At 47.3% G+C, this 26,432-nt stretch carries 21 protein-coding genes; 7 read left to right on the top strand and 14 right to left on the bottom strand.

Going from position 1 to position 26,432, the window contains the following annotated elements; translation table 11 throughout:
* Position 1: 1 nt before the first annotated feature.
* Genes COW20_23315 through COW20_23305 form a run of 3 tightly spaced genes read left to right on the top strand, consistent with a single transcriptional unit; the run spans position 2 to position 3,364 of the window.
* Positions 2–982: an NAD-dependent dehydratase gene (locus COW20_23315; protein PIW44575.1), complete on the top strand. Its 981-nt coding sequence runs from the start codon at positions 2–4 to the stop codon at positions 980–982.
* Entirely contained in the window at positions 979–1,515 is a 537-nt protein-coding gene (locus tag COW20_23310; protein PIW44574.1) for a phosphoheptose isomerase, read from the top strand. Before COW20_23315 ends, COW20_23310 begins: the two co-directional genes overlap by 4 nt.
* Positions 1,516–1,564: 49 nt before the next feature.
* Positions 1,565–3,364, top strand: coding sequence for a hypothetical protein (locus tag COW20_23305; GenBank protein ID PIW44573.1), 1,800 nt, complete (start codon positions 1,565–1,567; stop codon positions 3,362–3,364).
* Positions 3,365–3,392: 28 nt separating this feature from the next.
* Here the strand turns inward: COW20_23305 and COW20_23300 are convergent, their stop codons facing one another.
* From COW20_23300 to COW20_23255, 10 genes are all read right to left on the bottom strand, one after another.
* Positions 3,393–4,889 carry a hypothetical protein gene (locus COW20_23300; protein ID PIW44572.1) on the bottom strand — a complete coding sequence of 499 codons (1,497 nt, stop codon included), beginning with the start codon at positions 4,887–4,889 and terminating at the stop codon, positions 3,393–3,395.
* A 200-nt stretch (positions 4,890–5,089) separates the two neighbouring features.
* Entirely contained in the window at positions 5,090–7,075 is a 1,986-nt protein-coding gene (locus COW20_23295; GenBank protein PIW44571.1) for a hypothetical protein, read from the bottom strand.
* Between the two features lie 137 nt (positions 7,076–7,212).
* Positions 7,213–8,331 carry a hypothetical protein gene (locus tag COW20_23290; GenBank protein PIW44570.1) on the bottom strand — a complete coding sequence of 373 codons (1,119 nt, stop codon included), beginning with the start codon at positions 8,329–8,331 and terminating at the stop codon, positions 7,213–7,215.
* An 8-nt stretch (positions 8,332–8,339) separates the two neighbouring features.
* Positions 8,340–9,080, bottom strand: coding sequence for a hypothetical protein (locus tag COW20_23285; protein PIW44569.1), 741 nt, complete (start codon positions 9,078–9,080; stop codon positions 8,340–8,342).
* Between the two features lie 52 nt (positions 9,081–9,132).
* A complete protein-coding gene (locus COW20_23280; GenBank protein PIW44568.1) occupies positions 9,133–10,287 on the bottom strand; it encodes a hypothetical protein in 1,155 nt (384 codons plus the stop codon).
* A gap of 5 nt (positions 10,288–10,292) precedes the next feature.
* Positions 10,293–11,087 (bottom strand): cephalosporin hydroxylase, encoded by a 795-nt coding sequence (locus COW20_23275; GenBank protein ID PIW44700.1) that lies wholly within the window; start codon positions 11,085–11,087, stop codon positions 10,293–10,295.
* A 55-nt stretch (positions 11,088–11,142) separates the two neighbouring features.
* Positions 11,143–12,483, bottom strand: a complete 1,341-nt coding sequence (locus COW20_23270; protein ID PIW44567.1) for a hypothetical protein — start codon at positions 12,481–12,483, stop codon at positions 11,143–11,145.
* On the bottom strand, positions 12,480–13,748 hold the full coding sequence (locus COW20_23265) for a hypothetical protein (protein ID PIW44566.1): 1,269 nt from the start codon (positions 13,746–13,748) through the stop codon (positions 12,480–12,482). Before COW20_23265 ends, COW20_23270 begins: the two co-directional genes overlap by 4 nt.
* A 3-nt stretch (positions 13,749–13,751) precedes the next feature.
* Positions 13,752–14,996 carry a hypothetical protein gene (locus COW20_23260; protein ID PIW44565.1) on the bottom strand — a complete coding sequence of 415 codons (1,245 nt, stop codon included), beginning with the start codon at positions 14,994–14,996 and terminating at the stop codon, positions 13,752–13,754.
* Positions 14,997–15,001: 5 nt separating this feature from the next.
* Positions 15,002–16,303, bottom strand: a complete 1,302-nt coding sequence (locus COW20_23255) for a hypothetical protein (GenBank protein PIW44564.1) — start codon at positions 16,301–16,303, stop codon at positions 15,002–15,004.
* Between the two features lie 314 nt (positions 16,304–16,617).
* On the opposite strand from COW20_23255, the gene rfbF reads away from it, so the two are divergent.
* The 4 genes from rfbF to rfbC are packed head-to-tail and all read left to right on the top strand — an operon-like array spanning position 16,618 to position 20,242.
* Positions 16,618–17,394: a glucose-1-phosphate cytidylyltransferase gene (rfbF, locus tag COW20_23250; protein PIW44563.1), complete on the top strand. Its 777-nt coding sequence runs from the start codon at positions 16,618–16,620 to the stop codon at positions 17,392–17,394.
* 6 nt (positions 17,395–17,400) lie between these two features.
* A complete protein-coding gene (gene rfbG, locus COW20_23245) occupies positions 17,401–18,486 on the top strand; it encodes a CDP-glucose 4,6-dehydratase (GenBank protein ID PIW44562.1) in 1,086 nt (361 codons plus the stop codon).
* Positions 18,483–19,712: an SAM-dependent methyltransferase gene (locus tag COW20_23240; protein PIW44561.1), complete on the top strand. Its 1,230-nt coding sequence runs from the start codon at positions 18,483–18,485 to the stop codon at positions 19,710–19,712. The genes rfbG and COW20_23240 overlap by 4 nt, the downstream gene beginning before the upstream one ends.
* Entirely contained in the window at positions 19,709–20,242 is a 534-nt protein-coding gene (gene rfbC / locus COW20_23235) for a dTDP-4-dehydrorhamnose 3,5-epimerase (protein ID PIW44560.1), read from the top strand. The genes COW20_23240 and rfbC overlap by 4 nt, the downstream gene beginning before the upstream one ends.
* Here rfbC and COW20_23230 read toward each other — a convergent pair.
* The 4 genes from COW20_23230 to COW20_23215 all read right to left on the bottom strand — a co-directional run bounded on the left by COW20_23230 (position 20,212) and on the right by COW20_23215 (position 26,417).
* Positions 20,212–21,843: a hypothetical protein gene (locus COW20_23230; GenBank protein ID PIW44559.1), complete on the bottom strand. Its 1,632-nt coding sequence runs from the start codon at positions 21,841–21,843 to the stop codon at positions 20,212–20,214. The two genes, rfbC and COW20_23230, sit on opposite strands and share 31 nt — an antisense overlap.
* 22 nt (positions 21,844–21,865) lie before the next feature.
* Positions 21,866–23,662 (bottom strand): hypothetical protein, encoded by a 1,797-nt coding sequence (locus COW20_23225; protein ID PIW44558.1) that lies wholly within the window; start codon positions 23,660–23,662, stop codon positions 21,866–21,868.
* Between the two features lie 75 nt (positions 23,663–23,737).
* The gene (locus COW20_23220) at positions 23,738–24,589 is read right to left on the bottom strand and encodes an epimerase (protein ID PIW44557.1); all 852 of its coding nucleotides are present in this window, start codon (positions 24,587–24,589) and stop codon (positions 23,738–23,740) included.
* Positions 24,590–24,668: 79 nt separating this feature from the next.
* Complete coding sequence (locus COW20_23215; protein ID PIW44556.1) at positions 24,669–26,417, bottom strand: hypothetical protein; 1,749 nt, start codon at positions 26,415–26,417, stop codon at positions 24,669–24,671.
* Between the last annotated feature and the right edge of the window lie 15 nt (positions 26,418–26,432).

Below are 26,432 nucleotides of genomic sequence, written 5' to 3'. Positions count from 1 at the left end.
GATGAAAGTAATCGTCACCGGCGGCTGCGGCTTTATTGGCAGCCATTTAACAGATGCCTGGATCGCTCAGGGTGCAGAAGTGCTCGTGATCGACAATTTATCCACAGGCCTGCGCCAAAATCTGAACCCCCAGGCACAATTGCTTGAGAAAAGCCTGCAAGACCTCAGCCTGGAGGATCTCCCCCAACTGCAGGGCGCACGTTATATTTTTCACCTGGGGGCCTTGGCCTCGATCGTGCCCTCAATTAAAGACCCGCTGGATTATTTCGACAGCAATGTCAGCGGCACGGTCAGATTGTTGGAACTGGCCCGTCGCATAGACGGCCTCGAAAAATTTGTCTATGCCGCTTCGGGCAGTTGTTATGGTATTCCAGAGACCTATCCAACCCTTGAAGATGCACCGATTAAACCCGAATACCCTTACGCCTTTACAAAATGGCAGGGCGAAGAATTGGTTAAACACTGGGGCCTGGTCTATAACCTGCCTTGGCTCAGCCTGCGCCTGACCAATGTTTTTGGCCCCCGCAGCCGCACAGATACAGGCTATGGCGCAGTTTTTGGCGTTTTTCTAGCGCAAATCGCCAACCAGCAACCCCTGACCATTGTCGGCGACGGCCAACAAAGCCGCGATTTTACCTATGTTTCAGACGTGGTTCAGGCCTTCCAGCTCGCAGCTCAATCTGAAGTTTTGGCTGAAATTATCAATATCGGCTCGGGCAATCACTACAGCATCAATTATCTGGCTGAACTTTTAAAGCCGGTGGGCACCGTGCATGTGCCCAAACGCCCAGGGGAACCCGATATTACCTTTGTAGAGATTGCAAAGGCCCAAAAATTACTGGGCTATCACCCCCAGTATTCCTTTGAAGCAGGTGTGCAGACCATGCTGAATCAGATTGATTTCTGGCGTGAGGCACCGGTCTGGAAACCCGATTCCATTCAAGAAGCAACTCAAGATTGGTTTAAATACTTATCCAAATGAAAGAAATTTTTCAAGCTGAACTCAAAAGCCTGATCGACCTGATTCAAGCCATTCGAAGCGATGAACTGCAAGCAGCAGCCGATCTGATCCGCAAAACCCCCGGCAAATTGATTATTTTGGGCAATGGCGGTTCTAACGGAGTCGCCAGCCATATGGCGGAAGACTATACCAATAATTTCAAGCCCACGCTTTGTTTTTCTGATGCTGCTTTTATGAGCTGTTTTGCCAATGACTTTGGTTGGGAAAACGCCTTTCAACGCTGGCTGCAAAATTTTGCCCTGCCTGGGGATACTCTGATTCTGATTTCTTCTTCGGGTGCCTCACGCAATATTTTGAATTGTGCAGAATGGGCAATAGCCAATGGTTACCCCCTGATCAGCCTGAGCGGATTTAAACCTGAGAACCCGCTGCGCCAACTGGGAGACGTGCGTTTTTATGTGGAATCCCAAAGTTATAAAGACGTGGAATTGATGCATGCCATTATCCTGCACACCATCCTGGAAGCCCTGATCAAATCGAAAACAGCGCAATAAATAGCTTCCTGCACGTTTCCACCGATCATAAGCACGAAGGCCGAGAGACATGAACCACTCCCCCCCTTTAAAAACCACTCAAATTTTATTGGCAGAAGAAAACACTGCCGCGTTACAAAGTCTGCTCTGGCATCTGAGTCGGGAAGCCTTTGAACACAAACTGCAAATCCTACTGCTGCCCAAAGAGACAGAAGCCAACCCAGATTTAGCGCGGGATCTTCAAAATGCCTACCAATACTATGCCTATTTAAACGGAGGCTACCAAGCCGATCAGCCCTTTATCTGTCCTGTAGAAGTGTTTGCATACAATCCAACTGAGAAAACGGAACCCCTTCTTCAAGGCCAAGAAACCGTACAAATTCTGCTGAGTGACCCACTTTCACAAAAACAAAACGCAGGCTTAAAGAGCCTGTCTCAAATAAACGCCTCACTTCAGCACAACCAACCCCCTCAGACTGCCCAACCCGCTGAAATCTGGCACGATGAAAAGGCAGAAGAACTGCTCAAGAACTGTGTAGAAACCTGGAAACAAGCAGAACCAGAAACCCTGCAGGATCTCTGGAAAAGTTCTGCTGGTGCACTCTACCGTTGTTTACAGGATATGCAGCTTTGGCGGGAACGTGGCCTACAAACTCACAGTGTTTTATTTGAACCACTCATTCCAGAACTGTTAGCAACCCCCCAGGCCTGGCATCTGCATATGCTCTTGCTTTTATTTAAGCGTGTCTATCCCCTTGAAGCCCAAAACCTGGCAAAGGCTCCTGTCTTTTTCCAAACCCTCTATCCTTTTTATCTTCAAGCCAATCAGCAACATCTCGAAATTTTACCGCCCGTACAAGACTGGGAAGTAACGCTCCTGGTGATCACCTATAACCGCCCCGATTGGCTCAAACGCACCCTAGAGAGCATCCTGGCGCAGACCTACCCCCATTGGCGCCTGGCGCTGATCGACCACGGCTCCAGTGATTCAACCACAGGCTACTGCGAAAAGATGGCCCAACAAGATGCGCGGATTCACTTTCAGCGTTTGGAACAGAATCAGGGCATGCTGGGTCTGCAAGAGATCTGGCAAAAATTTTGTCAGGAATGCCCCACCGAATTGCTGGCAATCGTCTCTGACGACGATTGGTATGCCCCCCATTATCTTGAAACCCTGGTGAACTATCTGCAAGCCCATCCCTGGGTGGCCAAAGTTTTTGGCAGTTATCAAAATGTGGATATTCATGAAAAGCCCTTGCAAGCCTATGGCCCACTCTATCCCCAAGCCTGCCGTGTAGAGCCCCGAATTGAACTGCAAAGGGCCTTGGTCGCCAGCATGTTTTCAGAGCACCATTTGATTCGCAAACAAGTTCTTAAACGCATTGTTGCGGCAGACCCCTATGTGGCCCCCGGCTCAGAATACGCAGCCTTTGATTTTATTCTTGGCGTCAAATTGCCTGCGCTCTTTGAGGTGGGATATGTCAGCGAATCGCTCTCCTTTATCACCCTGCACGGACAATCCACTTTTATTCATGATGCCAGCATGAGCTATTATCTTCTGGTGGTACTCGAAGAAATCATCAAAGACTATAGCGCACTTTTTGGCTCAAACAGCTTTCCGCTGAGCAGCGCCGAGCATTTCATGCGTGAACAAATTGAAAGAAATCTTGAAAAATTCAAACAGACGCTCTTCTCTCTGCCCGATCCAAAGGGCCTGGAACAACAGATTCAAACCAGTCAAAAAACCTGGGCACAATATCTGCGTTTAAAATCCGAATTCCTGCCGCTTTGCCATCCCCAAAAGGCAAGCCTGTTTAGCTCCGACCCCGAAGCCGCTTACCAATACAAAAGCCCAAGCCTTCGTTATTGAGAAGACTTGGGCCAATCGAAAAAGACGTTTAACGTCCCGCTTGAATCAACATGCCCTCTTGCATCTTAAGAGCGTGGGAAGGCAGATTTTTAATCGAATTCTCTTTGAAAAGTTGCTCTCTTAACTCAGGATTCATAATCCGAATCTTATTGAACTTTTCACGGAAAACATCCAATTCGTCAAGCGTCATATTCCGTGGTTTAAGGTGGTACTGCTGCTCACTTTGAACAGGATCCAACTCCACATCACCACGCCACAGATTGGTGGCATCAAAATGGCTCAAGAGAAGATTTTCTTCAAGGGCCTGATCAAAGACACGCGAACCCGGCATGGGAATCAAATTAAAGACATAATTCAGATCGGCATTGAGTTCAAGCAAGAGATCGTAGGTTTCCTGCAGCGTTTCAGGTGTGTCTTCGGGAAAACCCATAATCGACATCGTGCTGACGCGAATGCCATTGTCCTTGAGCACTTTTTTAGCATAGAAAATATTCTCGCGCGGAAGTTTCTTGCCAATAATCTTGGTGCGCATATAGTCACTGCCTGACTCAATCGGCAGACGGGCAAAGGTACAGCCCGCACGCGCCATGGCCACAGCAATGTCTTCGTCTACTCGGGCCAGGTACAAGCCGCAGGTGGGTTCAAATTGAATATCCATCTTGCGGGCAAGAATCTCATCACAGATTCCAATTAAATGCTCTTTGTTCAGATTGACAATATCGTCAATAAAACCAAAATAGTTCATACCAAATTCTTTGTAGAGATATTCCATTTCATCGACCACCTTCTTGGGGGAACGACGCCGGAACATTCTGCCCATGGTGGCATGGCAGGCACAGAAATTACAGGAAAAGGGGCAGGAACGGGAAGTTGGGATGGGGATTGAAACTTTGATCTCAAGATTTTTGGGGTTGTGCCAACCCGTATGATCCGCATAATAGTCTTCGAGATTGATTAAATCCCAAGCAGCCTGGGGAATCGAATCCAAATCGGAGATATAGTTCACACGCGGATTTTTGACCACCTGCCCATCCACACGGTAGGCCAAAGCCTGAATGCCTGAGAAGCGGGTCGTATCATCCGCAGCCAGAGCCTGGGCCATCGCCACGATTTGCTCTTCGGCTTCTCCAATCGCCACGGAATCAATGCTGGGGCAATTTTGAATAATTTCAGAGGGGAACAAGGAGGGGTGAGATCCCCCAGTGGTAATATGCACCTTGCTATTATAGGATTTGATATGGTCAGAGGCTTTCATAATAAAAGGGAAATGCTGGCTGACAAAACAATTAAAGCCCACCATGAGGGGGTCTGTCTCATGAATATACTTCTGCAGAACCTGAAAATCGGATTCGTCAATGCTCATGCCCTCTTGCACAGGATGAAGGTTTAAGTCCACAATAATCGGATTAAAACCAGCAGCACGTAAAGAACCGGCAAGATAAAGCGAGGCCAAGGGGATTGTACCCTTCGAATCCTGCATCCAGTCTAGTTTTTTACAGCTTACCAAAAGTATATTCATTTTCATTTCCCTTCTTAGCTAAAAGCGTCGAACATATCAGGATCATGTAAAACAGAAGTCAGGGGCGGGGCCCCTATAAGATGGAATTGTAGCATATTCTCGCCAAAAACAGACAAGCTAGTCTGAATTTAAATCAGATCTATTTATCTGATTTATCCAAAATTCCCCAGGAGGCCCTTTCGGGCCCGCCTGGAAGCAAAAAAGAACTAACGGGATTCAGCACGTCCCCTCAATAGAGCCTGCTGCTCCAAATGTAAAACATGGTTGGGATTGGGCAACATTTGCGGCAGTTCTGGCCCTAAAAAGTCGAAGGAAGTGCCGATCAGATTGGAAATATCGATCACCTTGGTAACATGGCGATAATTGGTCTCAATCTGAGATTCAATATAGCCGATATGATTGGGTGCCGAAATAATCACCGTCTGAATATCTTCCTGCGCAATAATATGGGGTGCATGAATCTGTTTGCCGAAGAAATTATCGTGCTGCTTGCTGCTGCAGATATCAATCGGGTAAATCTCTTGAGCCTTCAAAACATCCGAGGTTGAAAAGACATCAATGGCATGAATGGTCATGCCCCAAACCCCCACCTTGCCGTATCTATCAATAATTTTCTGAACATTTCGATCAATATTCTGTCGAATATCCGCATTAAGAGGGGGAAAAAACTGCTGTCCACATTGGTGGCAGGAAACAAAGGTAATCTTAAACAGGCGCACCTTTTCCCATTGATTTTCATGCCCACATTTACTGCAGGTGCCGTTCAGATCAATACAGCCACTTTCATCATCAATCTTCGACATTTCAAAGGATGAAAGAGGAAGAATCCCCTCTACCGCCGCTTCCATAATTTGCCGGGTAAAATCCTGAAACTCTTTATCTGTCATTTTCGAAATATTAATTTGCGGACAGCCATCGCGCAGATATTGCACCTTGTCCTTGATTAAGCCCGTATTACAGGCATAGTGATAGATCATCGCACCAGGATAGGGGGTGATCAAACGTACCGGCAGACAGTACTCAGGATGCTCTTTCCACCATTGAAAAGAGACATTGGCAGTTTCAAGCGTTTCTTCAATATCGCCAATGATCAGACCCGCAGAAATTGAAATGCCTGAATCATAAACCATCTTCAGACTTTCTTCCGCCTGCTCAATCGTAATGCCTTTTTTCATGCTTTTGAGAATACGGTTGTCGGCACTTTCAAGGCCAAAGCCCATAATCGCACAATTGCTTTCTTTCAGCAAAGCCAACATTTCTGGGTTGACCTGGTTCAGACGAAAAGCGCCTAACCAGCTGATATTATAATCCTTGATGCGCTCACAGAACTCTTTCAGACGTTCAAACTGAATCCCAAAAAGGTCATCAGACAGAGCCAAACTGTTGATCTTGTATTTTGAAACATAGTAATCCAATTCCTTGAAAAAATCATCCAAAGAACGGGTACGGTGTTTTCTACCTACGGTATGAAAACAGAAGGTACAGCCAAATGGGCAGGAACGGCAGGTGACCATCGAGAGGGTATTTGTACCATTAAAACCAAAGGTGCCCAGCGTAGCCGCCAGGTATTTTTCCATTTCGAAACCTTCATAATCGGGCCAGGGAATTGAATCCAAATCATCAATCACTTTGCGATCTTTGGTTCTGACAAATTTCGACTCGGCGAAAAGAGGCTTTAATTCAGTACTGCTGGGAAAAGAACCTGATTTATAAATCAAACCATCGACGCTGCCAAAGTCCCCCCAATTTTCGAGGGTGCGCCCCAATTCAACGCTGGTCAATTCCCCCTCTCCAATCACGCCAAAATCAGCGTATTCAAGGGCTTCCATCGCAGTTTCAGGATCACTGGTGATGATCCCGCCCCCAACCACCGTATAAATTTTGGGGTTGATATGCTTTGCACTCTCAATCACCGTACGAATCATACAGTATTCAGCGGAAAGCCCCCCTGTCAAAACCACATCAATCTGATCCGCTTCAATTTTTTCTTTCAGCAGATCATACACTTTGCCATCGCTTTGATTCAGATTCAATGTACTGACATTGAGTCCGGCTTTTTTCATGCTGGCAGAAACATAGGCAATGCCCAAGGGAAAACCATAACTGTCCTTTACACTTCTTACCAAACGCGGCATTACCAACAGATAATTCAAGGTTTTTGTAGAGGGTTTATCGGGGGTTTGAACAGTCATAGATCAACATCCTTCTCTGTTTTGGATTCATTGCGAATCTGCTTATTATAACATGTAAAAATGATTAATCTTTCGCCCATAATTTTAGATATATTCAAAAGAACAGCTCAAGACATAAGTCATTTCAATTTTTAAATTCAAATCCAAAAATAAAGCACCGTTTCAGCCAAATTAGGGGAATGATGGCGCAGTGCCACTTGGTATTCAGGCACCCAGGTCTTTATTTTTTCAGTAATCGCAAACAGATCCCCAATCCGATGGTAGGTGCTCAAAGCCAATTTGGGTTTGTATTTCAAAATCGTTTGCTTGGCACCATCCAAAAGCATCAGCTCCATTCCTTCGGTATCTGTTTTAATAAAACTGACAGGTGAAGCCGGCGGATGCTGTTCAAAATAGGAGTCCAAGCTGTAAATCTGCACATTGTCGAGGGTTTCAGAATCTAACATCTGGTGCGAGCTAAAAGTAGACGCAGCGGGTTTGATCTGATGAGAAGAAAAAGAGGCCCAACCATCGGCGTTCGAAAGACCCGCCTTGACCATCGAAATTTTATGGGGTTCAAGGGCCCATTCAGCGACCAATCGCTTCATTCGCGTTTCCAGAGCCTGAAACTGTTTCGGCCCTGGCTCAAACAAATACAAATGGCGGAACATGCCCGTATTGTGCCAGATATACTTTTCAGCGGTATCGCCGACAAAGGCGCCGGCATCCACAAAGGTATCGTCTGTATTGAGAAAATGGGGCAAACAGAAATACTGATTATAATCCATAATTTCCGCGCAATATTGCGTGGAATTACTGAGCATGGCCATCATCAGACCTGCCAGGGTGACCTGAGACCCCTGATCTTGAAAGACCTGATCGCGCAAGCGCGTATAACGCGCAAAATTATCCATGACATAAAAGGCATTAAAGGTCATAAAATGACGTTCTTGTTTTTCCAATTGCAGGCGCACTTCTTGAGGCAGGGTCTTGGTCGTGATCAGAATAAAAGCCGCTGAAGCAGCCTCCGGGTCCTGCAAGGCCACCACAGGCACTCCCTGGATCTCAGTGCCCTGCTTTTCAGGGGCATTGTCAATAAAACACTGCACTGGAATTTTGCGTGAAAGCAAATAATTGACAGCATCATGCCCCACGGAGCCTGCGCCAAAAAGCGCCAGACCCCCAGACGCTAAATTGGCTATCTGCTGATAATCCGTTTGCAGGGAGTCTACCCAGGCTTGAATTTCGGGCCAGTAAGAAGTTTCGTTTTTATTCATGTTTCAGCCTACTTCAAAAGTTCTCCAGCAATGGATTTGGAAAGAAAAATAGAATTTGCAGCCCAGAGCTGATCGCGCCCGGTATAGAGAAAAGGCGCAATATCCCAAAGTTCATAGCCTTCACCAACCTGAGACAAATACACCAATAAATCCGTAAACAGGGTTTGATTTTCATAACAGTCTGCAAATGTAGTCTCTAAATAAATCATCGAGACAGCTCCAGCTGAAAGCAAGCCCTGCGCGCCTTTAAGTACTGAGAGTTCAGCGCCCTGCACATCTATTTTAAGCAGGTCAATCCGGGAAATATGCTGGGTTTCACAGTAATGGTCCAAGGTTTCTGAGGGAACGGTAATTTCTTCATAATCATATTTATGCTCAACGCTCAGATTCTGCATGCGCTGGGTGGGTGATAAAAGCGAAGAGACTTCAGCCACCCGTGTCGCGAAGAAAGAAAGTTCACCGATACGCTCAGACAAAGCAACGGGGTTAAAATACAGATCTTTTTCAGCGGCGTATTGGGTGTGCAGGTATTGAAAAACAGAAGGGTTTGCTTCAAAACAATGAATCGAAGCATCAGGCCACGCGCCTCTGAATTTATCAATGCTTTGCCCGATATTGGCCCCCACGTCAAAGATCAGGGGATGAGAAAGATTGAGCCTCCCAATCAGACGCACCAAACGCTCGAAGCATTTCTCTTCAACCTCTGGCAAATTCAACGTTTTCACAAAATTTATTCCTTTGTCTTCAATCTATTTAAGCACACACGTCAAAATCCATCCGGGCATTTTCCCAAAAGCCCACTCAAACCTCAAGCACTTCCCCCGCAAAGGAATAGTCCTGTTTCAAAATCCGCTTCATCTGTTGCTGACTGAGGGAAAAAGGCAAAACAAGCAAAGTCTCTGCGGGTAAAGCAGCAATCCGCTCCGGCGGCTCGATTTCAAGGCCCCGAATACGCCTGCCCTGCTTGGCTGGGGAACTGTCAAACAAACGGCTGACAGCACTTAGGCCGGGACAACTGCCCAAAAGCAAGAGAGCATACTGCGAAAGCCCCCACAAAACGACAGGACGCCCCGCCGAAAGCTCAGGCTCTGGCACCTGAAGTATTTCAGCAGGCCAATTCAGATGTTTCACAATTTCAATCGTTTCCGATTCAAGCCTGTTCGGCTCAAGCGCTTGAGCAACCAAATAAGCGCATTGCGATTCAGCCTGAATTTCAGAAAAGGGCACGATTCCTTCTGTCTGAACTTGCAAACCAGCACGTTGGGCCAACAAGGCCAAGTGAAAGGGAGAAAAATGGGCAATATGTTCAAAATACAATTCATTCCAACGCATGGTTTCACGGCTCAGATAGGCTGTGGCATCAGGCACTTCCAGATAAAATCGGGCCTGAGTCGCCCATTGGGACAATTGCTGCAATTGCTCAAGGGGATGCAATAAATGCTCAAGCACATGCGACATGACCACCGCGCCAATGGCAGCCCCTGAATAGGCCTTTTGAATATCTTCAAGCGAGGCAAAAATTTGCAGTTCAGAGGTCTGCCCGACCTGGCGGCTGCTCAAAGAAGGCTCCAGCCCAATCGCATGATAGCCCTGTGCCTGGCAATAGCGGACAAAACCGCCTTGACCACAGCCGAAATCAAGAATCGCGCCCTGAGAAAGAGGTTCAAGCGCGGTTAAAATCCGTTGGTAACGGGCCTGATTGGCGTCACTGTAGCCCCCTGCACCGCCTTGAACGGCAAGCGCATAGTGCTCATTTTGCGCATAGTAATGGGCCAACTGACGCTCTGTCAGCTCCAAATCATCAAAAATCATGCCACAGTTTAAACAGCCGCTGGCACTTTTCCTAATCGGCAAATCCAAATCATCAAAAAGGGCATAATTCAAATGCCCCAAAAGCTGGGTTTGATGTTGTTCACAGACGGGACAAGCTCGGTAGGAAAGACGTGTTGCCAGCATAGGTTTTACTCAGGCATTTCCGGTGAAGAGACGGAGCGTCGGCGTAAATACCCCCCACGGCAGACACTGACGAGTATTTGCGCATCAATCGCCTGATCGATCTCAAAAGAAAGCGGCGCCTGATCCACGCCCCGTGCATCAGAAGCATTTAAAGCCTGCAAATAGGTCTGAATCGCGCTGTCAGGGCTATTCCCCTTATTCCAGGGACGATCTTGATAATAGCCCGAGGGCATCATTTCAATAATCGTATCAAAGACCACGCAATAGGAGCCAGGGCTGACAAAGGGCGCATAGAGTTCGAGCTCTTTGAGGACATGTTCATGGGTGTGGTTGGAATCCAGACAGACCATAATTTTTTGGGCGTTTCCGACCAAACCGCGTACCTGCTCAAGTGTTTCCGCATCAATACTGGAACCCTCGACCATCTGAATCCGACGCGCCAGAGGATGTTCTAAAATGCGTTTTTTATTGTGCTCTCGAATATCAATATCGATGCCAATGACCTTGCCCTTTTGCCCCAAGAGTTCAAGCATGGAGGCATAAAAAACCAAAGACCCGCCTCGGGCGACACCTGTTTCAATAATACAGTCGGGGCGTATCCGCCAAATCAGCTCCTGAAGAACCACCAAATCCTGGGGATACTGAATAATCGGCAAGCCCAACCAATCAAAATTATAGGAATAGGAAGCATCGATGCTCTCTACCAAAAACGTATCGGCTGCAGTCAAAAGCTTTTGATTCTGGGCATAATCTGCGATGCGCTGACGGCGTGCCGCAAGAAAATCAGGATGGTCATCCATGAAGGGGATCTCCGAGCTGTGATGTTTTACGAAATCAGTCTTCATCATATCAGATTCAGGATCTCGCACCAAACGAAGCCAATTCGGGCCTCGACACAAAGCGATCGCGCATTCTTTCCAGCACAGGATCTGCCCCCAGCAGGTTTAAATAATGCACAGGTGAGCCACGGGTTAAATAGACAAAAGATGGAGGCCAAACTTTTTCAGGCTCATCCTTTTCAGCCAAAAAATCCAAAGCCGCAGAACGCTCAGGCGAGTCTCCACAAGCGGTTAAATAGAGATGAAACGGGCTGCCCCTTTCAACGCCATTAAACTCAGGCAAGGCCAATTTTCGAGACTGTTTCGACAAGCCCAGCAAGGTTTCAAAAAGCTGATGAAACTGGCTCTGCGTTTTTTCAATCGGGCAATTTTCAAGCACAAAGCGATGCCCCGCCAAAGCCATGCGTTCGCGCTCGGCGGGATGCTCAGCCAAGAAACGCAGGGCCTCTGAAAACGCCTCAGGACTCTCCGCCAAAATGCCGGTTTCCATGTTCTGAATCAAAGCTTTTTCAGGTGGATGGGCCAAAACCAAGGGCACAGCCCCATAGGCCATGGCTTCGATCAAGACCTGTTCTCCTGTACCATAATGCTCGGGCACAAGCGGATAGGTCAAAACATGCAAACCTTGAAAAAAAGCATAGGGATCAGACAAAGGCCCCAAAATCTTAAATTGCTGCGCCAGCCCACTTTGCTCGGCTTTGGCCTGTAAAGCCTGATGTGCAGGCCCGCCTGCCACCAGACAGGGCAAAGCCAATTGGGCGCGGGCGCACATGCTCAGAAATTCAGGATGCATTTTAGCCGGTTCAACCGTACCAATATAACCGGCCTGAAAGGGACTGGTTTTATGACAAAATTTATCAGCTCCGGGGGGCACCCCAGAATTGCTGACAATCACGGCCAATTGAGAGGCCTGGGCAGGCGTCAAGGCTTTGACCACGGGGGCCTCAAACGAAGCCGGTGTCGCAAAGACAAAGCGATCGGGGAAATCAAAGAGTTCAGGGAAAAAGGCTTGGGGCGTATGAAAGCCATTGACGTGAGACCAAATCGCCAAACGACAGGCAGGCAGACCTTGAGACAATATCCGCATCCATTGCGGGTGGTTCCACCAGTGCAAAACCACAAGCTCGGCGGCTTCGATTCCCGCTGCAATTGCGGCATCATCAGCCGTTTCCAGCCAAGCCATATTCAATTGTTTAAAACAGGTTTTGCTGGCCTCATTGATGGTTTCAAAGGTAATAACCGAATGCGTATAACGCCCCGTCTCCATTTCGGCTTTAAAAAAAGCCCTGAGAACCGTCCCCACCCCTCCCCCGGTATGGGGCAGCAGATGCAAAACCCTGGGCAAGGAAGTTTTCAATAGCGTATCCGCTCACTCAATTTGGCGTAGGTTGCACAATAGCGGTGCATGCCCTGTTTTTTACAGCGCTCACAAAAAAGAACTTTTTCGCGCTCTTCAATAATTTCAGGCAGGGAATGTTCAAGGTAATTGTCGGTAATCGTATTGTTTTCCGCATTGTAAAACATCATGCAGGCTGACATCGAAAGGTCGGCATTGACCTGAATCACGCGCAAGGAATCACATTCCAGGTCGGCCTCCTGACGGGCATAGGCCAACCCCTCATCCAGATCAATCACCAGATGTTTCCGGGCCTCTTGAGCACTGGGGGGCAAAGGTGTCCCCTCACAATAGGCCAAAACATCGTCAAGCGAAATAATATAAGCGGGCACAGGGTGAAACTCAAAATCCAGGCGTTTGCACAAATCAGCAATAAACTGCTGCTGCTGCTCACCCAGGCTGTGCTTATAGCGGTGGTAATAGAGCTCTACTTTCATCTCAGGATGAATTTCACGGCGCAACCAGCCAATAGTCTCGACATTGGCAAGGAAATTTTTCCATTTGCCACCGGTATGTGTAATTTCATAATTGGCTTCAGTACCTGACGCAGACAAACGCAGGCATTCTGGTCGGGCTTCAATCAGTGCTTTAAAATCAGCCACATAATTGAGATTGCTCGAAAGCGAGCAAAGAATGCCGTTTTCACGCGCATGACAAATCATCTCAGGCAGCTGCTTATTAAGGGTGGGTTCTCCCCACTGATAAAGCTGAATATTGCCAACAAAAGGCTCTTCGCGTCTGATTTTGGCAATGACCTGTTTAAAGGTCTCCAAATCCATCATTTTATTGCTGGCCCGGCCCGGAGCACGATCTGCCCGCGGGCAGGAAATACAGCGCAGATTGCAGACATCGACAATTTCCACCACATAATCACGGGGTTTGAGCGTGCTGTAAAGAATAAAGTTTTTATTCTGCTCAAAACCAATGCCTTCAAGATAATCAGCCACTTCACGCTCAAAGAAAAAAGCGGCCACCAAGACCATCAATTCGGCTTTGGCTTCGGGGGGTTCGAGTACAGACAGGCCCTGAACGGGAATACCACTGAGAATTTTGCCCTGAATATCAGGGTTGCGGTCAATAAAGGCCACGGCATCCAAGCCATTTTCACGCAGGGCCCGCAGCAAACCACGCCCTTGACTGCCAGCGCCATAGATCATGATTTGCCGGCCTTCTTTTAAAGCCTGGTTTAAAAGCGCCAAAGGATTGCTCAAAGAGGCATGAGACATCGTTTAAGATACCGTTGCTACTTGAATTCTTTGTTCTGGCAGGTACACACTGGTAAATTGATGAATACCACGCCCAATACACTCTGCACACAGCTGTTTTTTCTTTTCAGAACCCACGATTTCTGCCAAGGGCGTTTCCAAGAACTGATTCACCACATAAGGGCGGAAATACACGCCACAGGCGCGCACACGGCCATCCCAATCAATCGGCAGGCATCTCTCTTCAGGGCAGGGCAAATGCTTACGCTCACGGGCTTTGGCAATGCCCTCATTGAGATCCATCATCAGAAGCGGCAGGGTACGGGTGGCCTGCGCCGAAATGGGGTTGCCATCGACAAAATCGCGGACCGTATCCATGGGATAAAGATACGCAGGGCTGGGGCGAAAAATCAGGTTGAGCTTCTCGCAAAGCGCTTCCATTTTTTTATAATCATCGTCAAGATTGTGCTTATAGAGATGGTAACTGAGCGTAATATGCATTTCTGGATGATGCTGATCGCGCAAGGCTGCCAGTGTATGTAAATTCGGGTAGAATTTATTCCATTTGCCACCGGTATGCGTAATTTCATAGCTGTCTTCCCAGCCAGAGCAGGAAACTTTGAACCAATCAGGTTTGGCTGCAATCACGTGCTCAAGGTTTTTGACATAGTTCAAATTTGAAGAGATTGCAGTTAAAACCTTGGCTTCACGCGTCATCGCAATAATTTCAGGCAATTCCTTGTTGAGCAGGGGCTCACCCCAGGTATAAAGCTGAACACTGCCCAAAAGGGGAATTTCACGCAAAAGTTTTTCAAGCACCAAACGGTAAGTTTCTGCGCTCATAAACCCTTTGGGCTGGGGTTCATTGTCATTGCCCCGAGGGCAGGAAATGCACTGCAAATTACACATGCCCGTCACTTCGACACTGGGGTCGAGGTCATTCAGGCTTTGCTTTGAAAGGATGAAATCACGATTTTTACTCAGGCCTGCCTGTTCGCAGAGCTGTGCAATTTCCAAATCATGGTGTCCCGAAGAAATAATAATCAGACCTTCTCCAGAACGCACAGAATCAAAAACAGAGTCGGGTTTACAAATCGGATACCCCAGAGCCTTTTGCCCCTGGAGCGAGGGAGAGCTGTCAAGAAAAGCCTCAACAGGAACGCCAATTCGCTCCAGCGAACGGCAGACCCCCTGCCCAACAATCATTGCTCCCCATAAATAAATCTTTTTTTGGGCACACAGTTCGCGAAGCTCCTGAATACTGAGCATAGGATTCAATCTTCTTTCTGTACAGGAATACTGGATTTTGCCGTAATCAATTTTTCATCGGCATAAACCGTATAGGCCCGATGAATGCCTTTTTCCATACACGATTGGCAATGCTGACTGTTCACCCTTGCAGGGGTAATCTGATCCAGAGAAATATCCATAAAATTGTCAAACAAAACAAGCGAAGGATCATACCACTCCATGCAATGTGCGACAGAGAGATTCCAATCAATCCAAAGATGGTCCATATAATAGCAAGGACGATCGCGCTCAGCACGGGCCATGCCCATAACTTCTTCCACATGCAGAAATTGGATATCGCGGGTTTTTTGCGCCGCTTTGGAGGTTTCTGAACCTTCAATCACCAAGGCAATATTGTCAAGTGGAGCCAGGGCGGCATGGCGATAGCGCAGGGTAAAGCCCAACTCATCACAGAGGGCCTGCATTTTGGGGAAGTCTTCACGGTTGTGTGAGTAAATATGGAAAAACAGCTCAACCAACATTTGAGAATTGTGCTTTTTACGGTACTCAGCCAATTTATAGCAATTGGCCAAGAAAACATCCCATTTACCACCCGTATGGGTTTTTTCATAGTTTTCGCCCCAACCTGAATTCGAAATACGGAACCAGGTGGGATCGGCTTGAATGACGTTTTCAAAATCTTTTTTCATGGCCAGATTGCTGGATACAGCAGAGAGCAGGCCTTTTTCACGTGTCGTGCGGATAATCTCGGGCAAATCGGGGTTGAGCAGGGGTTCACCCCAATTATACAGGGTGATAATACCGGTCCAGGGATCGTCTTCTATAATTTTATCGAGCAGTTTACTGTAGGTTTCAGTATTCATTAAACCTGTCGGACGATGGCGCGGCCAATTGCCGCGCGGGCAGGAAATACAGGTAAGATTACAGTAACCCGTCACTTCAACCTGGTAATTGAAACGGCGCAGCTCACGGTAAATCACGTAATCCTGTTCTTTTCTGAAGCCTTTGCTTTCACAAATTTGCGAAATTTCATCGGCAAAGAAACCTGAAGCAATAATCACAAAGGCATCTTCAGCCGACTCCGTTCCAAAAAACTGATCGGGACTCTCAATCACCAAACCAAAAGCAGAAGTGCCTTTCAAAGCCAAAGAACTGTCAATAAAGCTGGTGGCATTGATACCATAGCGGCTCAACGCCAAACGAACGGCATAACCATCATGACGCGCCCCCCAGATATAGACCTTACGACCGGCAATCAGGTCGATTAAATTTTGAGGCTTCAGCCATTTGGAGACAGGGGGGGTATTCAAGACCGTATTATTCACACCAAACTATTTCCACTTCTGTTAATTATCTGAATCGCAAAGACAACGTTTAATAAAAGATCATAACACGCTCAGAAAAAGTCGACAAGTTATTCCGAAATAAATCAGATAACTTTATCTGATTTTCAAAGTGCTTACCAATCCTTTCTTCAAGCCTCTTTTCGTGAGCCCTGAATGCTTCACTTTCGAGGCCCAAGTGAGCGACCAACCCCCCAAATTTGTGCTAGTATACCTCAGTATTTTAAGCGAAAAATTGACCCTACAGCATCCGAAGCAAGGTCTGCCCTTGTGAAAAGATTCAGGAACTAGAAAAGATGAAAGCTGTTATTTTAGCGGGCGGTCTTGGCACGCGCATCACCGAAGAGACGCATTTAAAACCCAAGCCCATGATCGAAATCGGTGGCAAGCCTATTTTATGGCATATTTTAAAGCTCTATTCCCATTACGGAATCAATGAGTTTATTATCTGCTGTGGCTATAAGGGCTATCTTATCAAAGAATATTTCGCCAACTATTTTTTACATATGTCAGATGTGACCTTTGATATGGTCAATAACCACATGGAAGTTCACCAAAAATATGTCGAGCCCTGGCGCGTAACCCTGGTAGATACTGGTATGGATACCAATACCGGCGGGCGTCTCAAACGCGTACAGGCTTTTCTCAAAGAAGAAGAAAGCTTTTGTTTTACCTATGGCGACGGCCTTTCAGATATCAATATCCAGGATCTTTATCAATTTCATCAACAGCATGGGAAGCAAGCCACTCTCACAGCAGTTCAGCCCCCTGGACGTTTTGGTGCGCTCAACCTCCATGAAAGCCAGGTCACCTGTTTTGTGGAAAAACCACAGGGGGATGGCACCTGGATCAATGGCGGCTTCTTTATTTTATCTCCCTCCGTACTGGATCTGATTGAAGGGGATCACAGCAGCTGGGAAAGCCAGGTTTTGGCTGAGCTGGCCCAAAGAGGCGAACTTGAAGCCTTCAAGCACCGTGGTTTCTGGAAACCCATGGATACCCTGCGCGATAAAATCATGCTCGAAGATCTCTGGACCTCGGGCCAAGCGCAATGGAAAGTTTGGGAGCATTAAACTGCGGTGTTTTATGATCCCCTCTTCTGGTCAGGTAAAAAAGTCTTTTTAACAGGCCAAACCGGCTTTAAAGGCGCTTGGCTATCCTTGTGGCTCAGTTTCTTGGGGGCAAAGATAACCGGCTTCGCACTCCCTCCTGCCACAAACCCCAATTTATTTGAACTCTTACAGCTTGAGCAGGATCTTCAGTCGATCAGCGGAGATATCCGCAATCCTTCAGAACTTCAGCAAGCCCTGCAAAACGCCCAACCTGAAATCGTGATTCACATGGCAGCCCAGGCCTTGGTTCGCCCCTCTTACCAATTCCCACAGGAAACCTTTGCCACCAATATCATGGGAACGGTACATCTCTTGGAGGCGATTCGCGCCACACCGGGCATTCGCGTGGTATTAAACATCACCACAGATAAATGCTACGAAAACACAGGCCAAACCCATGCTTTTCAAGAAAACCATCCCTTGGGGGGGCATGATCCCTACTCGGCCAGCAAAGCCTGCTCTGAATTGGTAACCGCCTCCTACCGCGATTCCTTTTTTCATGCGGATCGCTATACAGAACACGGTCTGGCGATTGCCAGCGCGCGGGCCGGAAACGTGATTGGCGGAGGCGACTGGTCTCCCGAGCGCCTGATTCCAGATATTCTCGCAGCCATGCGTCAAAAACAAGCCCTCGTCATCCGCCATCCTGAGGCCTGCCGGCCCTGGCAATTTGTGCTGGAGCCCCTACAGGGCTATTTGCGCCTGATTGAAAAACTCTGGCAGCAAGGCCCCCTGTTTAATGGGGCCTGGAATTTTGGGCCCGCCCCCGAAAAGACCCAAACCGTAGGTTGGATTGTGCAAGAACTGCAAAAATACCAACCTGAGGCCGAAGTGATTCTGGCAAAAGGCCCCCAACCCCATGAAGCCGCCTTTTTACAATTAGACAGCAGCAAAGCCCGTACGCAATTGGGCTGGACTCCCCAATTAGAAATCGAAGAAACCCTGGCCTGGATCATGGAATGGCATCAGGCCCATCAAGCAGGTGGGAATATGCGAGAATTGACAGAAAATCAAATTCAAAAATATCAAAAAAGGGTAAGCGCAAACTCATGAGCCTTGATTGCCGCTTTTGCAAGACCCCCTTGACCACAAGCTTCGTGGATCTGGGCATGTCGCCACTTTCCAATGCCTATCTAGCTCCCCAAGACCTTCAACGCATGGAAGCCTTCTTTCCCCTTCATGCCTATGTTTGCCCCCAATGTTTTTTGGTGCAGCTGGCGCAGTTTGAAAGCCCTGAAAATATTTTCAGCCATTACGCCTATTTTTCTTCCTATTCAGAAACCTGGCTCAATCACGCCCAACGCTATACTGAGATGATCTGTGAAAAACTGAAGTTGAATGAAACGAGTCTGGTGATTGAAATCGCCAGCAACGATGGCTATCTGCTGCAATATTTTAAAGCACGTCAGATCCCCATCCTGGGCATTGAACCCGCGCAAAATATCGCAGCCGTGGCCCGTGAAAAAGGCATTCCCACCTTGAATCGTTTTTTTGGAACCCAAACCGCCCAAGAACTGCAACAGGATTCTCCAGCCGATTTAATTGTGGGCAATAATGTCTTGGCCCATGTGCCTGATCTGAATGATTTTATCGCAGGCTTAAAACTGATTCTGAAACCAGCAGGGGTGATCACTCTTGAGTTCCCCCATTTGCTGCAATTGATGCAATTGAATCAGTTCGATACGATTTACCATGAGCATTTCTCTTATTTCTCACTTCTCACCGTTCAAAAAATCTTTGCAGCCCATCAACTCTCTATTTTTGAGGTTGAAACCTTGCCTACCCATGGGGGTTCCTTGCGCATTTACGTTCAGCATGCCCAGGCTTCAGAACGCCCCTACAGTGAGCAGATCGACAGGGTTTTAAGTCTTGAGAAGGCCTATGGGCTCGATCAACTCGCCACCTATACTGGTTTTGCCGAACAGGTGGTTCAGGTCAAATGCCAATTGCTCAACTTTCTGATTCAGGCCCGTCAGTCAGGCCAATCGGTGGTGGGCTATGGCGCGCCCGCCAAGGGCAATACCCTCTTGAACTACTGTGGTATCGGGCCGGAATTGATTGCCTATACGGTGGATCGCAATCCCAATAAGCAGGGGCATTATCTGCCAGGCACCCATCTGCCCATCTGTTCCCCCGAGCAAATTAGGGCCACACGCCCTGATTATCTGGTGATTTTGCCCTGGAATCTGAAAGAAGAAATCATGGCCCAGATGGCCTTTATCCGAGAATGGCAGGGAAAATTCGTAGTCCCCATTCCAAAGCTTGAAATTTATCCATGAAATTTATCACCACCTCCTTGTCTGGTGTATTTTTGATCGAACCCAGTTTGCTTCAAGATTCACGCGGTTTTTTTGGCCGAACTTGGTGTCAGAAAGAATTTTCTGAACAAAGGCTGAATACGGATTGGGTTCAGTCCAATCTCTCGTTTAACCAGCACAAAGGCACGCTGCGGGGCATGCACTACCAAAAAGAACCCCATCAAGAAATCAAACTCTTGTATTGCTTGCAAGGCAGTATCTACGATGTTCTGCTGGATTTAAGAGCCGATTCAGCAACCCAAGGACAATGGCAGGCCTTTGAGTTGAACGCAGAGAATCACCTGGGTTTGTATATTCCCGCTGGTTTTGCCCATGGTTTTCAAACCCTTTCTGAACACTGCCTGCTCAGTTATCAAATGAGCGCATTTTACCATCCCGAATCAGCTGCAGGTGTTCGTTGGAATGATCCTGCGTTTGGAATTCAATGGCCCTTGCCCCCGGTCATGCTTTCAGAGCGGGATCAAACCTGGCCACTCGCTTCTGAGGCTTGAGGCGGCACAAGCAAAAACTTTAAATCCTGAAAAGCAATCCAAATTTTAAGCCGTTCTTCCAAATAGGGTTCAAGAGAATCTTCTTCCAGCGCATGATCAAAAAACTGACCGATATCAAACATCACGGTCTGGGCCAGCATATTCAAGCCTTCAAGCAAGCGGCTCTGCTGAGGGCCTGAAAGCGCATAAAGCCTTAAATACTGCTTCAAAGCAACCAAGAGAAAGGGAATCAATTCCAAGGCAAATTGATTGAGCAAGCGCTGATCAAGCCTCACCAAAGGCTGGGACAACTTCGCAATTTCAAATCCCCTCAGCAAATTTTTCCACAGATCAAAACGAAAAGCCCAAGCGGGCCTGAAAAGATTCAGATGCATGGGTTTGAGCATTTCAGTACGGAAAATCGTGCCAAAGGGACAGCTAAAATTCAGAAAAAGCTTGGGCAGATCGGTTTCTAAATCGAATAAGCCGGCATTGGAGGGGTTAAATTGCAACCCCACACCAGCGGGTAAGCCCTTGCCTTCATAGCCACTGCAAACGGCAGCAAGCCAGGGTTTTTCAGTAAAACGGCTGATGGCCGAAGCTAAATAATCTGTAGGCCAAATTTCACCAGCGGCCAAGACCCCACAAAAACTGGCATCTGCCACATCAGGCAAAGGCTCAAGCCCATGTGAAGAGTGCCAAATCAGTCTCTTTTCATCTGGAAAAAGCGCGCGCAAAGGCTCTATCCGTTCAGAAACAAGATGCAATTGCCAATCGGTATAGCTCTGCTGCAGCAAAGCGGAGAGCGAAGCCTGTAGGTCGAGATTCAGATCCGCATCGACAAGCCAAAGCTTCACCCGCTGATTCGCGGGAGGCAGGCAATAAAAAAGCCGTGTTTCAAGGTCTCTATCCTCAGAAGAAAACACTTCATTTCCCAAGAGCACATGGCAGCCATAAACACGCAAGAGGCTTTGACAGGCTTCTCGCCCAGGTTCTGCCGTCGCAGCCTGAAGCAAACGCTGAAGTTTGGAAGACTCCAGTTGAAAAGCCTCTGGAATCAAAGGGCGCACCGCCTGTAAACTGCGCAGATAGGACAAAGCTCCAGCTTCTGTCAAATCAGGCAAAGGCTGTTCCTGCAGGCAAAGATCTAACCAGGTTTCTAACAGGGCCAAATCGGTTTTCAGAGAAAAGGCAGTCAACGACGCTCCAGAAAGAAGCATTGCCTCCAAAAAGTCTTCATTGAATTCAAAATTTTTAGCCTGCAGACTTTCTAAAGCTTCGATCACGGCATCATCAAGATGTATTTCAAATTCAGGGCCCTGCGGATCAGTGCTGATCTGTTCTGGAATCGCCAGAAAGTATTCAAAATCTTGAGCCTGTAACCCTTCAGCGGCCTCTTCACCTGCTAAAACCTGAAATTCAAAATTTAAATCAGGTTCAGAATAAGCCCCAAGCCGTCCCTTGGCCAAGCGATAGGTGCTGAGCAGAGTCTTCATCTCAGCCCCCTCTTCTGCAGGCGCGCCCCCCGGAAAAAACAACGTAATTTCAAGATCTGGATGGGTCTGCAAAACAGGAAAAAAACACTGGCTGGTGAAACATAAATTTTGACCGACCAGGATCAAGACCTTGGCATATTGACTGTGCTTAATAGAGATACCCCTCCTGCTTGCCCATGGCACTTTTCTCATCTAATAAAGGCAGGCTGTGCGGCTGGGTATATTGGGTTACTTTTTTACGCGCGGCAATACTTTTTGCCCAATACCCCTTGTTTTTTTCGACAATTTCAGCAATCGGCAAAGGTTGAGTGGAATTCATAAAACTCCAAAACTGGGGATAAAAACTGTAAAGAATCCGGGAGTGGAAATAAGCATCTACCAGCTTTTTAGGAAAAGAATCCTGACCAAACAAGGCATTGTATTCCTCTACCAGTTTATCAATCAGCCCCAAATAATAGTTCACGACAAAATCATAGTTGATCTGACTGGAAGTGACATTAATAAAATGCATGCCCGCAGAATAGCGCGAAAGTGCGACTTCAGTCGAAGCCACCAGCATGACATAGGTAAGATATTCCCACAGGGCGTATTTCCCCAAGGCTGAAGCAGAAAAAGGCTGTTCGAATTTAACCAATTCGCGCAGACAAGATTTGCGCACCACAAAGCCCACGGCAATCGGGCAATTCACCGTATTGCGCTGCAATTCCAAACGGGCATCGACAACGGTATCTTGAGAATAATGCGGGCCGTTCTGGGCCAGAATTTTATCCTCATGATCCACAGTGCAATAGCCACCACTGGCCAAACTGATCCAGGGATATTTTTGAAAAAGCTGCGCAGCTTTTTCCAAACTTTCAGGGTTAATCCAATCATCATCGCCAATAATCGTCACCCATTCTGCATCTACCGAATCACAGAACTCATCCTTAAGGGCTGGGTAGCCAGTAAAAATATTATTGACTTCTTTTTTTATGTACTTCACACGCGAATCACGCTTGACAATCTCAAGACAATAGGCTTCTGTTTCATCTGTTGAGCCATGATTGGCTAAATAAAGTTCCCAGTTCTGATAGGTTTGTGCCAGTACGCTCTCCACAGCCTTTTTTAATAAATTTACGCGATTATAGGTAATGATCAAGACACCTATTTTCTGGTTCTGCACAGGCTCTAAAATACGCAAATGCTTCGCATTTGACTTTTGAGCCAAGTGATAAAATTCTTTCAGCGCTTCAGGGTAAGCCTCAAGTGTCTGTGCAGAAAGTTCGCAGAAACGATTGTACAAACTCAATAAAACAGCCCAGCGTGCGTCTTCTGGCTCAGCCAAGGCCTTGCGAATCAGATTTTCCAATGCTGGCCTGTCATCTCGATCTGCGCCATAACGCCATATTTTCAGATCCAACCAGAAATTCAATTGCGGCAACCAGTGTTCCCAGTTCTCAAGCCAACTTTCAAGGCTTAACTGCAAAAGCGCTTTGACCCTTGATTGAAATTCAGAAAACAGGGAGGGATACAGAAGAGCTTGAAAAGACAAGCTTTGAACTGAGTCTGTTTCAGATTTTTGAATCGGAATCCGCAAGATCTGCTTCTCTTTCATCAGATTTTCAGCAGAAGCACCGAAACCTGAGAGATCCGTTTCCCCACACAAAATCAAACGTTGAAATTTTTCGATTTTTTTCAAAACAAGCAAGGATTCTTCTTTTTCCAGCAGAAAAAGATTGAGAGGATAACTCTGATTGGGGCTTTGATACAGACCACACTCAGCCAAAACCTTATAAAAATAAGCACGAAAGAGAAATTCATCCCGGTAATCAAAGCCCTCTGTTCGAGGCACCAAAACCAGCAAATTATTTTCGTGTGGGCTCAAAAATTCAAGCCCCTGCCAAAGACTGTGAAGATTTTCTTCTTTGCTAAAATCCAAAACCAGAAGACAGGACGAATCTGCCATACTTGCTCTCACTTCCTTGTCCTTTTCAGCTGATGAAAGCCCTTGCCTATCCACAACATTTCCAGAAAAAACCTTTCACGGCCCAGAAAGAATTTGATTTAATTTCTCGGTACAGCCCCAAAAAGCCATGGCCTCGTTTTCAGAATAGGGGTAATAGCCCAAATTAAGTGGAATACTTAATTGGTTTTGGGCTAAATAATTTTCTACCAATTTTCTCACCGAGAGCGGCTTTCCACTGCAACAATTGACAATGCCACTGAATTCAGGATGTATTGCAATTTTAACCAAATAGTCGGCAACCGTTTCAACGGGCAGATAATCTCGCAATTGCTCTCCCCCAGACATATTAAAAGCTGGTTGTTTCTGTTCAATCGCAAGCTTTAACTGAGAGAGAATAGAATTTTTACTTTGACCTTCGCCATATAAATAGAATAACCGCACCCATTTCAATTGAAAGGGGTATTTTTTAGCCAGAAAACTTAAAAATTTCTGAAGGCTGTCTTTGGCCTGTCCATAGGCGTTGGTGGGGGCTGTTGGCATCTCTTCAGACAACGCACCATTGCTCAGACCATACTCAAAACAGGTTCCCAAGACTGTGACATCCTTCAAACCGCCTTGTACCATTGCTTTAATCAGGAAATAGGAGGCGTAAAGATTCCGCTCAAAATGAAAAGGCTCCTGGTACTGGGGAAGACCTTCCCAAGCCAGATGAATGAGATGATCGGGGCGACCAAAATAAGCATAGGGGTTTTCGGGAACCTGGTTGAGATCGCAGGGCAGATATTCAACGGCTTCCAGCCAATCGAATGACAAATCCTGTTTTGACTTCGTACCTGAAGCAATCACCTGATGACCCGCCGCAATCAAGGCCGGTACCAGATGGCGGCCAATAAATCCTGTCGCCCCAGTGACCAGTATGCTCGCCATATTGAAAAATCCCCTCTGTAAACTCTAAGCAGTATATCCGATCTCGCCAGGCCCCAATTGCCAAATCCCCTCAGACAGCTCAGCGATAGGGCATCTGCATATTGATCAAGACTTCGGAATCTTGCGCACAGAAGGTCTCGATCGCAGCCTTCACATCATGCCAAAGATGCCAGGTTTTAAGCTGGCGTTCGGCTTGCCGATTGAGCGCCTCATGCGAATCGGCCGAGAGAATTTTCTGCTTAAACTGTTCCAGCATTTCCAATTGACGAAAATGAACATAATATTCTGCCAGCGGCAGCGGAAAAGGATGCTCAAACAGTTCTGAATAGTCACGCAAAAGCCCCTGCAATAAGTGGAAAAGGTCATAGGTATTGTCACGCTGGGCTGACATGGTATCTTCGGCATAGAACATCTTCATGACCACTTCGGGCAAATAGCCCATTTCATAACGGGCCATTAAGCGGGCGCTGATCAGATAATCCCAAAGCGCATAGCCTTTGCCCTCTGGGCAAAACCAGGTATCTTCAGCGGCAATTTCAGCCAGGCATTGCTTGCGATAGACCCAGGTCGGCCCCAGTGGGCAAATCATGCCATGGCGTTGCAGTTCTCTTTGCGCTTCGGCAATTTGGGCCTGCCCATAATAGGGCCCATGCTGAAGGGCACCCGTACCATCGGGCCGTGAAATCTGCAAGCCGCCGCCTGCGGCACAAATCCAAGGATGGGCCTTAAAAAAAGCTTGGGTTGTGGCCACCAAATCGGGCTGCATAAATTGGTCATCGGCATAGTTGACCACCAGCTCGGTCTGCGCATGGGCCAATAAAATCTGCATGGTGCCCGCAAAACCTTGGTTCTGTGCATTGTGAATCACCTGAATACGGGAATCCGTTTGCGCCAATTGGTCGAGATAAGTGGGCGTTTCGTCTTTTGATGCGTCATTGCCAATCAAAAGCAGCCAATCAGCAGAGGTTTGGGCCTGCACAGTCGCCACCGCTTTTTTTAATAATTCCAAACGGCTATAGGTTGGCAAAACCACTGTCACCCGAAAATCCTGCAAGGGCGGCAATAAGGTCAAAAGCCGGTTACCTGGCACAAGCTCAGCATAAAGTGCCTGCACCCAGTCTGGGGCCTTTTCAAGCGGTAGATTCTGCATTCTGCGCCGATAAAGCAGCAGAGCAATCTGAGCGACCCAATCCTGGGGGTCATGAGCAGCTCGCAAAATCAAAGCGTCTAACAACTCACGGGACTCGGCCAAAAGTCCATCCTGCCAAAGTGCAAGCGCGTTGATGTCACAGAGCTTCGTTCCAAACCCCTGTGAAACTTCTGCTTCCGCCTCTGCTAAGCTCAGCGCTGACCAAGTCTGAAGCAGACGCCGGTGTTCAGCCAGAAAAAAACCTGCATCAGGTACTTTTTGAGTTTCACTCAAGCGGCAGAGAGCTTCCAATTCAGCTTCGGCCAAAGCAACCCCTGCCGCCTCCAAACCCACCATCAACTGACTCATGGGTTCAGAAAAATACAGATCCAGCAATTCGCTGTTTTGAGCATCGACACTCAAAGACTGGGGCAAAAGCAGGATCGTCATATCAGGTGAAAAAGCCTGAGCCAGCGTGTCTGGCAGAGGGCAAAGTTCAAATTCTCCTGTAAACTCCGAAAGATAGCGCAAGCGCTCCAGCTCAATCTGAAGGCGTTTACAAGCTGAGGGACCGGCATTCAAGGCATAAACAGCCAGTTTTTCAAACCCCTGGGCTGCCGCAAACTGAAAGGCTGCCAAACCCAACTGTGGAGAAGTATTCAGCTCAAGTACCAGTGCCTGTTTTGGCATGCTTTCCACCTTCTAAAACTCCAG

The sequence above is a fragment of the bacterium (Candidatus Blackallbacteria) CG13_big_fil_rev_8_21_14_2_50_49_14 genome (genome assembly GCA_002783405.1).
GTDB lineage: Bacteria > Cyanobacteriota > Sericytochromatia > UBA7694 > UBA7694.
This window is presented reverse-complemented; position numbering and strand designations above follow the sequence as displayed.

Bases quoted from the DNA above. Each gene is read 5' to 3' on its own strand.
- COW20_23315 (PIW44575.1), top strand. From the start codon at position 2: ATGAAAGTAATCGTCACCGGCGGCTGCGGCTTTATTGGCAGCCATTTA.
- COW20_23310 (PIW44574.1), top strand. From the start codon at position 979: ATGAAAGAAATTTTTCAAGCTGAACTCAAAAGCCTGATCGACCTGATT.
- COW20_23305 (PIW44573.1), top strand. From the start codon at position 1,565: ATGAACCACTCCCCCCCTTTAAAAACCACTCAAATTTTATTGGCAGAA.
- COW20_23300 (PIW44572.1), bottom strand. From the start codon at position 4,889: ATGAAAATGAATATACTTTTGGTAAGCTGTAAAAAACTAGACTGGATG.
- COW20_23295 (PIW44571.1), bottom strand. From the start codon at position 7,075: ATGACTGTTCAAACCCCCGATAAACCCTCTACAAAAACCTTGAATTAT.
- COW20_23290 (PIW44570.1), bottom strand. From the start codon at position 8,331: ATGAATAAAAACGAAACTTCTTACTGGCCCGAAATTCAAGCCTGGGTA.
- COW20_23280 (PIW44568.1), bottom strand. From the start codon at position 10,287: ATGCTGGCAACACGTCTTTCCTACCGAGCTTGTCCCGTCTGTGAACAA.
- COW20_23275 (PIW44700.1), bottom strand. From the start codon at position 11,087: ATGGATGACCATCCTGATTTTCTTGCGGCACGCCGTCAGCGCATCGCA.
- COW20_23265 (PIW44566.1), bottom strand. From the start codon at position 13,748: ATGTCTCATGCCTCTTTGAGCAATCCTTTGGCGCTTTTAAACCAGGCT.
- COW20_23260 (PIW44565.1), bottom strand. From the start codon at position 14,996: ATGCTCAGTATTCAGGAGCTTCGCGAACTGTGTGCCCAAAAAAAGATT.
- rfbF (PIW44563.1), top strand. From the start codon at position 16,618: ATGAAAGCTGTTATTTTAGCGGGCGGTCTTGGCACGCGCATCACCGAA.
- COW20_23240 (PIW44561.1), top strand. From the start codon at position 18,483: ATGAGCCTTGATTGCCGCTTTTGCAAGACCCCCTTGACCACAAGCTTC.
- rfbC (PIW44560.1), top strand. From the start codon at position 19,709: ATGAAATTTATCACCACCTCCTTGTCTGGTGTATTTTTGATCGAACCC.
- COW20_23225 (PIW44558.1), bottom strand. From the start codon at position 23,662: ATGGCAGATTCGTCCTGTCTTCTGGTTTTGGATTTTAGCAAAGAAGAA.
- COW20_23220 (PIW44557.1), bottom strand. From the start codon at position 24,589: ATGGCGAGCATACTGGTCACTGGGGCGACAGGATTTATTGGCCGCCAT.